Source organism: Corynebacterium lactis RW2-5 (genome assembly GCF_001274895.1).
GTDB classification, from domain to species: domain Bacteria; phylum Actinomycetota; class Actinomycetes; order Mycobacteriales; family Mycobacteriaceae; genus Corynebacterium; species Corynebacterium lactis.
This window is the reverse complement of record NZ_CP006841.1, coordinates 1000482-1013063: the sequence shown is the minus strand read 5'-3', so window position 1 is coordinate 1013063 and position 12582 is coordinate 1000482. Positions and strand designations below refer to the sequence as shown.

8 protein-coding genes are annotated in these 12582 nt (G+C 57.6%); 1 reads left to right on the top strand and 7 read right to left on the bottom strand.

Translation table 11 applies throughout. The features are described from left to right. Window positions 1-9 precede the first annotated feature (9 nt). The 7 genes from CLAC_RS04370 to CLAC_RS04335 all read right to left on the bottom strand — a co-directional run bounded on the left by CLAC_RS04370 (window position 10) and on the right by CLAC_RS04335 (window position 10648). Window positions 10-1209, bottom strand: a complete 1200-nt coding sequence (locus CLAC_RS04370) for an ABC transporter substrate-binding protein (RefSeq protein WP_053411858.1) — start codon at window positions 1207-1209, stop codon at window positions 10-12. Window positions 1210-1530: 321 nt separating this feature from the next. Next, a complete protein-coding gene (locus CLAC_RS04365; protein WP_053411857.1) occupies window positions 1531-1983 on the bottom strand; it encodes a MarR family winged helix-turn-helix transcriptional regulator in 453 nt (150 codons plus the stop codon). Window positions 1984-2076: 93 nt separating this feature from the next. Beyond that, complete coding sequence (locus CLAC_RS04360) at window positions 2077-2553, bottom strand: MarR family winged helix-turn-helix transcriptional regulator (protein WP_053411856.1); 477 nt, start codon at window positions 2551-2553, stop codon at window positions 2077-2079. A gap of 11 nt (window positions 2554-2564) precedes the next feature. Continuing rightward, a complete protein-coding gene (locus CLAC_RS04355; RefSeq protein WP_053411855.1) occupies window positions 2565-5222 on the bottom strand; it encodes an AAA family ATPase in 2658 nt (885 codons plus the stop codon). Between the two features lie 4 nt (window positions 5223-5226). Continuing rightward, the gene (locus CLAC_RS04350; protein WP_245621977.1) at window positions 5227-6417 is read right to left on the bottom strand and encodes a metallophosphoesterase family protein; all 1191 of its coding nucleotides are present in this window, start codon (window positions 6415-6417) and stop codon (window positions 5227-5229) included. A gap of 16 nt (window positions 6418-6433) precedes the next feature. Then, window positions 6434-7501, bottom strand: coding sequence for an SWIM zinc finger family protein (locus tag CLAC_RS12270; RefSeq protein WP_082313110.1), 1068 nt, complete (start codon window positions 7499-7501; stop codon window positions 6434-6436). Between the two features lie 3 nt (window positions 7502-7504). Continuing rightward, complete coding sequence (locus CLAC_RS04335) at window positions 7505-10648, bottom strand: DEAD/DEAH box helicase (RefSeq protein WP_082313108.1); 3144 nt, start codon at window positions 10646-10648, stop codon at window positions 7505-7507. 387 nt (window positions 10649-11035) lie between these two features. Between CLAC_RS04335 and putP the strand changes: the two genes are divergently transcribed. Then, window positions 11036-12559 (top strand): sodium/proline symporter PutP, encoded by a 1524-nt coding sequence (gene putP, locus CLAC_RS04330; RefSeq protein ID WP_053411852.1) that lies wholly within the window; start codon window positions 11036-11038, stop codon window positions 12557-12559. Window positions 12560-12582 lie beyond the last annotated feature (23 nt).

Below are 12582 nucleotides of genomic sequence, written 5' to 3'. Positions count from 1 at the left end.
TTTCCGGCTCTAGCGACCCGCGGCAGCGGTGACCTCGGCGGCCGACAGGGTTGCGAAGAACTCGCCGCTGAGCTCGAAAGGCAGGTAGTCCGCGTGGAACTTGGCGAAGTCGGCCGCTGGATTAAGGTCTGCGAACTCGTCCGGATGCAGCCACTTCGCGAACTGCTCCAGAGCAAAGACGTTGTACGGGGAGTCGTAAAACTGATGGAAGACAGCGTGCAGCTCGCCCTCCTTCGGAGCCTTCAGGGAATCAAAACCCGGGGTGGCGAGCAGACCTGCAAGCGTCTTTTCCGCGGTCTCCCGGGTGGCGCCGTAGCCCAGTTCGACGTGCGGCAGCACCTCGGGCTTCTTCGGATCCTTCGCCCACGATCCGCCCGTGGCGAAGATCCGCTCCGGCTGGACCGACAGCACCTTCTCGGCAGTAACATCGCCGGACTCGGTGTCGAGGAGGGTATCACCCAGGTTCTCGCCACCAGCGGCATTGACGAGATCGCCGAGGTTGGAGTTCTTCACGGTCGAGCAGCAGTCCTTCAGTCCTGCCGCGCGCCAGACGAGGGTTTTCGGCTTGTCCTGAATCTTGGCGGCGCGAGCGACAATCGAATCGACCTTGTCGGTGTAGAAGTCGGTGAATTTCTTGGCCGATTCCTTCTCGTCGAGGATATCCCCCAGCAGCTTCACCGACTTAGGAGTGTTTTCCAGCGGCTTCTGGCGAAAGTCGGTGAAAACGTATTTCAGGCCCGCCTGGTCCAGCTTCTCGAGGAAGCCAGACTGCTCGGCGGCCTTCTTGTGGTCAAGGGTCATGACGACGACATCCGGCTTGTGCGAGATGAGATTCTCAACGGTGACGTCTCCCTTGTGAATCTGACCAATCTGTGGGAGTTCGCCGACCTTCGGCGCCGCGTCGACCAGCTTCTTTTCGAAGGAGGGCGCAGCCGCGTGAAGGTCACTGCCGATGGCGACCACATGCTCTGCAGGATTTTCGCGGTCGAGCATTGCAGCCGCAAACATGGCCCGCCCCTCGCCCAAGATGACGCGTTCCGGTTTCTTCTCAAAGGAAACGTTACGGCCGACGACGTCGGTCACGGTGAGCGCGGCACCCTTGACGCCAGGACCAGCTGCATCAGCATCTTCACTGGAGGAATTGCAGGCAGTCGCAGTAAGCGTCAACGCCGCACAACCCAGCACAGCTAGAATCTTCGAATTCTTCATCGTCGAGTTTTTACTCCCAGGTGTACTTCACCGTTGGTCGACACAGGCGCGAGAGAAACGATGATAAGCCCCTCCCCGAACGCTAGGCGTCACTAGTCTGCGACGACGAGTGAGTCGTCGAGCCAACAGGAATAATGAGTATGGCTAGCCTTACCTGTTATGTAAAGCCAGTGTTACCTTACCTGATTAAGTGTGCATAAAAAGAAACGCCCTCTCCCAAAGCGGGAAAAGGGCGTTGGCGGGCGCTGTAGTAGTCCGCCGTGGACCCTAGCCACCAGTTTTTCTCGGCGGATGCGGTTAAGCAGAAGCCTAAGTGGGCAGCTATGCGCGGCGCAAAACAGCGTGGAAGCACTTCATCATGTTGACCCGATCTTCTTCAGACAACTGGCCGATAACCTCAGTGCGCACGGTGTCGACATAGTCCGGGGTTGCTTCCACGAATACATGCCGGCCAACACCTGTGAGGACAATGACGTAGTCAGAGTCGGGGTCTTCACCAGGCTCCTCTGTATGCACGAGACCACGCTTTACCAGTCGGTTTGTATGCAAGAGTGCGCGCGGGTGATTCCACTTGAGTCGGTCACACACCTGGTCTACATGCATGATGCCGTCTTCAGTTTCATGCAACGCAATAAGCAGGGTGAAGTCCGCGAAGGTCAGGCCGGTGCGGGAACGGAGGCTACGTTCGATATTGCGCTCGACTCCGCGGAAAGCAGCCACCATCGTTTGCCAGAAAAGCTGTTCGTCATCGTTCAGCCATTCGTAAGAGTTCATACCCGATAAGGCTAATGGTGATTGCCTCTGCCCGGGCGAGAATCATCGATATAGAACCCAATTGTTATAAACCGACCAAGGGCTCGAGTTCTTCTAGCTCTCGCGGTCGCGCTGCTGGTCCGCCACGTCCGCGATTTGGTTGAGTACGCCGGAAATCTTCTCGTAGTCGGTGTCCTGCCCCAGGACATCGAAGATAACCCGACGGACCAATCGAACGTGGTTCGGGGCGGCCTTTTTGATGATTTCCAGGCCGTGCCCGGTCAGCTGCACGTCGATGCCGCGGTTGTCACACTCGCAGCGCTCCTTGGTCACCAGACCGCGACGTTCCATACGAGTAATCTGGTGCGACATGCGGCTGCGATCCCAGTCAAGAGCATCGCACAGAGCACGCATGCGGACAACATTGCCCTCCGCCTCCGAGAGGACAACGAGCACCGAGAAGTCTGCGGTGGAAATATCCAGCGTCTCTTGGAGCTGCAAATCAATCGCCCTATCGACAGCTCGCTTCGCGTTAAGAATCGAACGCCATAGTTTCTGCTCTTGATCGGTTAACCACTGAACTTCCTGCATACCCACTGAGCCTACCTTATTGCCAGGTCAACAATTTTTAAAAGGCGGGCATCTTTTACGCGATCGAAGCGATTTTCGTCACATGTCAGCACAATAACCTGCATGTCTCGGCCCGCGCGGGCGATTGCGTTGTTCATTCTCCGCAATCGATTCTCATCAGAATAGCCCAACGCATCATCAATAATCACAGGCGCCCCCTGACCGCCTTCCATCACACCGGCAACGGCGAGACGAAGCAGGATGTCCAGCTGCTCCTGGGCTCCTCCGGAGAGGTCCGAAACCGCGAAACTGCCCTGCGCATTCGAGCGTGAGGAAATCTCCAGCGACTCACTCATTTCAAACGTCGTATCCGGGCCGAACACGTTTCCACCGTATTCATCCAGCTTCTTCAAAAGCGGCGCCGCGATCGCCGCACGAGACTCCTTACGCGCTTTCACCAGCGTCTCGTACAGGGTCTTCGCCGCCAGGGCGCGCCGGGACACGGAAGCCCACTGCCGTTGCGCCCTTTCCACTGCCCCTTCGGCAGCGGCCAGCTTCTCGTTGGCACTGTCGAAGTAATCGAGGTGGACTCGAATTTCATTGCGCCGCTTCTCCAGCGCGGCCAAGCGCGCTTCGGTGCGTTCCACTCGACCGCGGGCGCCTTCAAGCGAATCCGCCACGTCTTCGGCATCGCGCTTTGAAAGCTCCGCCTGTGCCTCCGCGAAACTGGCGAGCTCATTTTCAAGCTCCTTTTTGCGGTTTTCCACCGTGGCATAGACCTCGGCGTCCGAGGCTTTTTCCCGAGCACCGCTTAGAGCATCTGCTCGTACCTTCTCAACCGAGCGGGCGCTCTCCAGGTTACTGACAGCCTCCATGTACTTTTCCTGCGCTGGCCGCCTGGCGAGCACACTCAAAACGCCGTCGGCTTGCTCTCGCTTTTCTTCGGCCTGCCTTCGAGTCTTGGCCAAGTCCTCGAGTTTGGCCTTCGCAGACTCAATACTGATTTCCTCGGGAGCAGGCTCCCCGGACAGTTCCTGATAGCGCTCGGCCGCTATGTCTACGCCTGAGGTGACGCTATCTAGGTCCTCCTGCACGCTCAGAAAATCCCTGTTCTCAGATGCTTCTTCCAGCGCAACCTCCAGCCTCTCGGCTTCCAGCTCAGCCTGCCGACGCCGCGTATTCGACTGCTGAGCTTCCTCGGGCGAATCCACCCCTAGATTTTCCAGGAGGTCACGCAGCTTTTCCTCGGCCCGGTGGACCTCTCGTTGCGATTTTTCCGCTCCAGTTCCGGGGCTGACCTCGATATCGATATCGCCAACAGCGAAGGCCACCGGTGACGTGATGTAACGGGTGACCGCCTCGCCTTCCGGTGAAACAGTCACTTTTTCACCATCGACTGTCAGCTCAGCGGCAGCTTTCGCTGTCACCTTCGCTACAGGACTTGCGGCCTGCAACACGGCCATAGCAGTCCGAAGGATTCCGGCTGCCTTCTGTACCTCTTCGAGGGCACTGTCCTCCACGGGATTCTTGGCAATTGCGGCACGATGCTCGGCAAGTTTTTCGCGCAGTGACTCAATCTTTTCAACTCGGGCAGACAGCTTTTGCTTAGTATCGCGCAACTCCGCGAGTTGGACTTCTACGGCTGCGGTGTCTTCCGCTTTTCGGGCAGCACGGTATTCCTTCACCGCAGCATCTCGTTTGGCCTGCGCCTTGTCAATGTTGTTTTTCTCTGACAAATACGATTTCTCGAGTTCGCTCGCAGCCTGTTGAACCGACTGGACCAACGCAGAGGCCTTATCGAGCTCCCCAATCAACGCCTCTCGGTCTTGCTGAGTTTTCACCGCCGAGTCATAACGCTGCTGCGCTGACTCGCTTTTTTGCCTTGCAGCATCGACGGCAACGCGAAACTTTTGTAGTTCCTCAGCAGCTTCAGCCCAACGCGCGACTTCGGCTACCGCAGTCGGAAGTAGCTCACGCTGCGCTTTCTGGTTTTCCTCATTGTTGTTGGCTTCCTCGTTGAGAGCATCGAACTCCCGAACCTTTTCCGCCGCCTCGTCCCGCACCCGCCGAGCTTCGCTGAGGGCTGTTTCCACGTCGGTAAGCGCCTTCTTTGGCTTGCCAGCCTTGGTGTAGAACTCGTGGAAGATTTGCTTGACGGCATCGAAAATCCCGCTTTCGGCCGCGGTTTCAGCTCGCTGTCCGGTGGCAGTCTGCAGTGCATTGGTGATCTGTGTGAAGCCGCCGAGAGACAGCGTTTTCTGCGCCTGCCCTTGCTCCGCCACGAAAACCTGCCACAGGTTTTCCGTATCGGCGCTATCCCGGCGCTGCTCTAGCCACTTCTCCGCTGCTTCATCTTTAAGCGTTCCAGGATGCGGTGTGTGAACCGTGATAGTGGTTCCGGCATCCTTAGTAGTTCCGAACGTTTTGTCCAGGGTGAACTCATAGCCATCGAGCTCCATGCGGACTTTAATCCTCGGTTTGTCCTGCGTGTTATGGCTATACAAGCTGAGAGCTTCAGCCGCACGGGACTTCCACTTCACGGTCAACGCGGCTTCCAACGCGTCCGCGATGGTTGTCTTTCCAGACTCGTTCTCGCCCGAAATGACAACCACACCGCGGTCAGCGATGTCCCGAACGGCCAGGGAGTCAATCCCGCGCACATTGTGCATCTCAATTTCGTGGAAACGCATGCTGTTACTCTTTCTCCCCGACTAGCCTGGCCAACAACCGCAGAGCATCTGCCGCCGCCTGCCGGTCTTCCTCTGCAATGGAAGTGCCATCGTCGTTATGCCCCTGGCTTCGAGCGCTGAGCTCGTGAGCTGCCTTCAGCGGGTATCCACTGAGACCCAGTCGCTCGATGTCGTGCACTTCGGCTACCACAGTTAGATCGCTACCACTTTGTCTGCGATAAAGCGCGGCGAACCTAGATGCCTGAACGGCCATGCGCGCTTCAAACTCCGATATTTCCGCAAGATTCACGCTGCCTCGAAGCGAGTACTTAACTGCCGTAGTCGTCTTTCCGGGCAGCGCATCTAGTTCCGCGAAGAAATCTTCCACGTCGGAAAAACTCATTACGTCTTTGCTAATCGCGTGAAAATGCCAAGCGCCCACGGGGGTCGGGGTCACTGTCACCGTAGATGTTCCATCTGAGACTGTTGACCTCGGCTTATCGACGTCCACAACCAGGACGTTTCCGGAATCGTGTTCCTTGTCGTCGTAGGCTGTGGTCTCGTGAGCGCCCGAGAACCAAACGCGCCCTGCGCCATCCAACTGCGCGGTGGAATGCGAATCACCTAATGCGACGTAGTCGAGTGCTCCGCGGGATTGCGCGCTCCGAATCTCGTCGATGTCGATGGTGGCACCTGCATCCTGCCCGAAGCCTTCAACCTGCCCGTGTGCTAGCACGATGCGAATGTCCTCAGTTGCTTCCAACTGCGATACCACTTGGCCAACGATGTCCTCAGCGGAGTACTTCCCTCTCACCGGAACTCCAACGATTTCGACGCCTTCCCGCACCTGAATCGGCTCGCTATCTCTAACTACATGGATTCCGGCTTTCTTCAGACTATTAAAAGCCGGACGTAGGTAAATCGACGATGCGTCCAAAGCATCATGGTTTCCAGGAAGCAGGTACACCGGGACGGGCAGTTGAGAAATCCTGTCGACGGCGCGCTGAAAAACTCGCTCGGGCAACGTATTCGAATCGAAAACATCGCCAGCTACAACGATGAACTCTGCGCCTTCCGCGACCGCCAAGGCACCGATTCGATCGATCGCAGCCAGACGGTCTTCGTCAAAACGCGATTGTGCCTCGCCCTCATTCTCTTCGAGGAACCAACGAGTCATGCCCAACTGCCAATCAGACGTATGGATAAATCTCACCATGGTTTTGCCGTCCCTCCTACTTCTCCCGCTGAGACAGGCTCAGAGCCTGCTTCAAGTGATACCAACAGTCTTCCAGGTCGGACACCGCCCTAATCGTCTCCCGCGAGATGACGCAAGTGGGCTGAAGTGCTTCGTGCAGCAAGCTGCGGTCAGTAAGCACCAGTGGATCGATTTCTTCCAATTCCGGAACCTCGACTCGTGGCAGATCACGCCCCCAAAAATCGGTGTCGACAGGCCGTGGCCGGGCAACCGGTTCAGCGTGACTCGAAGTCTCGTCCACGACTTTCAGTTCCGGCTTGGTCTCAGGCCGGACCTGTCCGCCGAGGCCCAGGCGTTTAGGCGCACGACGCGGCTTTTCAGCGGTGAGCTCCGCCAGCCGACGCTGCAGCTCGCGGGTTGGGTATCCTCTGAGCTCCAGAAGTGAGAGGGGCTCATCATCGATTTGCGAGACTAGCTGCGAGGCGACCGCCACCACATGCTTGCACACGGGCGCGGGATCAGGACACGTGCATTCACAGTAAACGTGCTCTTCGGTATCGCACAGGAGAGCCTCCATCTGGTCAAAAGGAAGTTCACCGCGCTCGAAATCACCGATTGCAGCAGGATTATCGACGAGCCATTGCAAAACGCGATCTACGTCGGTGCGGTCACGCCGTGGGAAGCGGATAAAGACTGAGAAAGGGTCGAGTTGGCTCCCCTGCACTTCGCCGAGAACGTAACCATCCGCAATGCGGGTACTCAGTACCTGGCCTTCTCGGTAATATTTCTCGCCACGACGGATTCGTCCTTCGTCGCAGCCCCGGAGAATAAATTCCCATGTCCAACGCGCGAACGTTGTACGTGGTTCCACAGCATCGCGCGTTTTCCGTCTACGCGCACCGTCCTGAAACGCCCCGGCCCAATCTTGCGTCGCCAGCAGCTTTTCTATAGCCGAACTCGCACTTGGCGTAGCCTCACCCGTTGTGCGACGCGTTCTGCACCGTTTACCGCTTTTGTTACCAGCTCGATTCTTTCCAAACTCGGCGAAGATAACGTTGTCGCCCCAGGTGACATCCTTAGCCGGATCGTTGTTGTCAATCGACATCTTTTACTTCCCTCCCCTCTGTCGCAGAACGAGCACATTATCGGAGTCCGTTCCATCGGACGGGTCTTCTCCCGCCACGGCGCTTCCCTTCACCGATTTAGCTGAACGCTGCGCTTTTTTGACACCGTCGATGCGCGATTGATCGAGCTGCCACAGCGAACGTAGGCGGTGAAAATCCATCTCAGTCAACTTAGTTTCACCGGCGCGCACCACGGCATCGGCAAGCTCGGATTTTTCAAAAATCAACTCGTCGATGCGCTCTTCCAGCGTTCCGACGCTGACTAGTTTGTGGACATGCACGTCCTTGACCTGGCCAATTCTGTACGAGCGGTCGGTAGCCTGATTTTCCACGGCGGGATTCCACCACCGATCGATGTGAATGACGTGGTTAGCTGCCGTTAAGTTGATTCCCACACCCGCTGCCAGCGTCGACAGAATCATTACGGGAGCTCCCTCCGGGGAGCTGAATTCCGTCACGGCTCGCTCACGCTGCTTCGGAGTCATGGAACCCTCGATGAAAGGAATCCTCACTCCAAAACGGTTGCTGAGGTAGGAGGAAAGCATCTGACCAAACTCAACAAATTGGGTAAAGACGAGAGCCCTCTCACCTGCCTCGACGATGTCATCGAGCAGCTCTTCTAGCCGTTCAACTTTCCCGGAGCGATGGCTCCCGTGATTCAGCATGCCCGAACCATCGTGCTGATAATGCGCAGGATGATTGCAAATCTGCTTGAGCTTCATGATTCCGGACAAAATAATGCTCTTTCTCCCGAACTCACCCGCCTTCGACTGCTTCGCTCTCTTGATCTTTGCCTCGAGATCTTTTACTGCGCCTTCGTAGAGGAAAGCCTGCTCTGCCGTGAGAGTCACCATCTCGACATGCTCATTCTTAGCCGGCAGGTCCGGCGCAATCGCCGGGTCGGACTTCATGCGGCGCAAGATGAAAGGCGCCGTGAGAGCCTGCAACTGTGCGAGCATCTCTGCATTCCCGTCTCTTTCAATAGGAATGGCAAAACGATTGCGAAACACGTTGGCTGAGCCCAGCATCCCCGGATTACAAAAATCCATGATTGTCCGCAACTCGCCGAGATCGTTTTCGACTGGAGTACCGGTCATTGCGATGTTTTGTCGAGACCGTATGCTCCTCAATGCCCTAGAGGCCTGGGAATTCGGGTTCTTAATCGCCTGGGCTTCATCCGCAATAACATGTTCCCACTCGATAGCACTCAGCCCATCCCGTTCACGGGTAGCGATGCCATACGAGGTGACCACTAAATCGTGAGCTGCAACGAACTCTGCGAGCTCCTCTCCTTGCGGACGGTTCGCTCCGTGCAGTAGCCCGACCTTAAGCTCCGGTGTGAACTTCGCCGACTCTGACAACCAATTCCGCAGCACTCCCGTAGGAGCAACGAGCAAGCTTGCCGGAGCTGCCGGGTTTTCCTCGCGCTCACGCTGCAAAAGGGCCAAGATCTGTACCGTCTTACCGAGCCCCATATCGTCCGCGAGAATGACCCCGAATCCCTTGCTCGACATTCCGCTAAGCCATGTCAGCCCCCGTTGCTGATAGGGCCTGAGCTGTCCGACGAAACCGTTGGGTACAGGAGTTTCCACCGCATCCGACTTTTCTGAATCCGCGCTGGCGACTAAAGCCCGAAGCCACCCCGGGTCGCGTGACGCGACGGGAACCGGTGCCTTCCGCTCTACTCCGTCGGCGAAAACGAGCTCCCTGAGAGAGACCTGTCCTTTGCCGGTTTCCTCTCCCGCTTTGGTTTGCTCGACCAAGAACTTCAGCGCCTCACGAGCAACCTCCGGGTCAGCGTGAACCCACCGATCGCGCAGGTAGACGAGGCCCGTACTCGACTCCGCGAGCTGGCGCATCTCTGAATCATTCAGCACCGTATCGCCGACAGCGAGTTTCCACTCGTAATCAACCAGCTGGTTAAAGCCCAACTTCGGCTCCGAACGCCGCCCCGCCGGGCCAACAGGTTCGGTATCGGGAACTCGGGTATGCAACCGCAGCTCGGTCTCCGCTGACTTCCAATTGGCAGGAAGCATTACGTCAATTCCGACCTTCGCTAACTCGGCGATTCCGGTAGAGACCAGCTCGACCAATTGTTCCGAGGTCAACATCAAGTCGAGCCCGTACCCCGCAGCCTGCGCCGCGGCAAAAGGTGGAAATGCCTCCTGGGCCCGCTGAAGCTGAGGCCTCAAGATGGCCAATACTGAACGCCTGCACATATCTGGGTTCAGACGTTCCGGCGCCGTGACGCCTACACGGAAGTACATCCGCAGAGGCCACAGGACTCCGCTGAAGCGGTCCCGCGCCGGCGAAAATTCGTCTTCCCGGGCGATGTCCAACAACTGTGGCAATTCAAGGTCAGTCGCCGATTCCAGCTGTGCCTCGAAATTCGCAGGTTCTTCGATAACCATGAGCAGCCGAGCATCTTCGCTATCCGCGGAAGATCGCCACTTCGACAACGCAGACGCAACCCCGGGCAGAGCCCTATCCAAGGGCTCGGACTGCAGTAAAGCACGCACAAAACTCTGTCTTTGCGCTGCCGGTTCATCCAGGTCTGACAGCAGTGCATTGACGGTCCAGTGGAACATTCTGTTTATGAAGTCTTCAGCCACCGTCGCCCCTCCGTTCTCTACAAGGACGGGCGGAGTACGCTGCACTACCTGGCTGCGCCACGCGATCTCGCTCAAGCCCTCCGACATCCGCCATACCGGCCACCACTGTTTGTCTTCCCATGACAGACCAATTAACGCTCGCCCCGTTCTCGCAAATTGCTCGAGCCCCCGAAGAACGTCAACGAAAAAGCACAAATCAGGTGCCATCGCTTGGGAGTACGTTTCCTCCTGGAGCTGGGCCAGGACCCGCACGGCCTTCCACGGCGGGAACACCTTGGTGGGAACCTTTCGCTCCACCTGCCGCCCCTTCGGAGTCCGCAACTTCAGCGACACCGTTGCATCACCGCCGCGGCCCCATACCGAGAACAATCGGCGTTGTTCCGGCGGCAGTTCCAGCAAATCGACCTCGGCGACAATTCGGTGCCCCTCAGGGCGTTCAACCCAAAGATGAAGGCCCGAATCATCCTTCCAGAACGCATGAAGAAGCAGCTGCGTCAGCGACTCACCTTCAGCCACCGCACGCCACCTCCATCCATTTCGCCGCGACTAGTTTTCGATTCTGCCATGCCTTCCCAGCCCCTCCCCTGACGAGTCGCACCTGTTCTATCAAAGACTCTGGACGCAGCATCCGTGCATACAAGCCCAATACTTCAATATATTAGCACACCTGTTCGAACTAGTGTCGGAAAGCATTATTAAACGCGATGGCTAAATACCCCCGACAGAAGCCTTACCCGACTCCAATGTGGGCATATACCTGGGAAGAAACCACATTCCCCCAGGTCAAAACGGGTCGAAATTGCTGATGCCGTTTTGCAATGACGGCCGTCACATGCAAACGTCTATGGCACGAGATTAAAAGCACTGAACACGAAACTGAAAGAAATTATTAAGGAGATTGCTGTGGACCAACAGACCTGGTTCATCATCGCGCTAGGCATTTATCTGCTCGCGATGATTTACATCGGCTGGTCGGGATGGCGCAAAACTGCCGAGTACGACGAGTACATGATCGGCGGGCGCGGCCTACACCCCTTCGTCGCTGCGCTGTCCGCCGGAGCATCCGACATGTCCGGCTGGCTCCTCATGGGTCTGCCCGGCGCGATTTACCTCTCCGGCCTGAACCAGACCTGGATTGCCATCGGCCTCGTCATCGGTGCCTGGCTGAACTGGAAGTTCACCGCCCCTCGCCTGCGCAGCTACACAAAGATTGCGCATAACTCGATTACCGTTCCGTCATTCCTGGAAAACAGGCTCCATGACCGTACAAAGATTCTGCGCGTCGCGGCCGGCCTAATTATCCTGCTGTTCTTCACCTTCTACGTGTCCTCCGGCATGGTCGCCGGTGGCCGCTACTGGGAGTCGACCTTCGGCGGAAACTACCACGTCGGCATGCTCCTGGTCGCGGCAATCACCGTCGCTTACACGCTCTTCGGCGGCTTCCTCGCAGTGTCCTACACCGACACGGTGCAGGGCGTCATCATGTTCATAGCCCTGGCGGCGGTGCCGGTTGCAGGCCTAATTTACCTGGTCAACCACGGAAACTCCGTGGCCGATATCTTCTCCTTCGCCGCTAACAACCCCTACCCCGGAAGCGATGGCAAGCCAGTTGAGGGCTACTTCAACATGTTCTCGGGCACGTCTGCACTGGCGATCATCGGCCTTCTCGGCTGGGGCCTCGGATACTTTGGACAGCCGCACATTATTGTCCGTTTCATGGCGCTACGCAGCTCCAAGGACGCCACCGAAGGTCGCCGCTGGGGTATCGGTTGGCAGTTCCTGTGCATGCTCGGCGCGGTCATCGTCGCGCTGACCTCCACCGTGTTCTTCGCAACGAACCCGAATGCGAATGTCACCGACGCAGAATCCTACGAAACGATCTTCCTAGACATGACCAGGATTCTGTTCCACCCGCTGATTGCAGGCCTCATCCTGACCGCGGTGCTGGCGGCGATTATGTCCACCATTTCCTCGCAGCTGCTGGTGTCCTCCTCTGCCTTGATCGAGGACCTGTTCAAGGCGACCGTGAACAAATCCCTGCGCCCGAAGACCTACATGACGCTCTCTCGCGTCGCAGTGGCACTAATCGCGATCATCGCCGCTCTCATCGCGGCTAATCCGAACAGCTCGATTCTGAACCTTGTTGGTTTCGCGTGGGCGGGCTTCGGCGCCGCCTTCGGCCCGGTCTTGCTGGCTTCCCTCTACTGGAAGCGTCTCAATGCCACCGGCGCCGCTGCGGGCATGATCACGGGCGCTATCGTCTCCTTCGCCTGGGGAATGAGCCCGCTGACCGACACCATCTACGAAATCGTCCCGGGCTTCGCCGCCGCGACTGTTGTCATGATTGCCGTAACTCTCGCCACCGCCAAGCCGAGCGGCGAGATTGTCGACCAGTTCGAACGTGCCGTTGTAGCCGCCCGAGACTAGTCGCCTCTCACCCCTTACGGCCG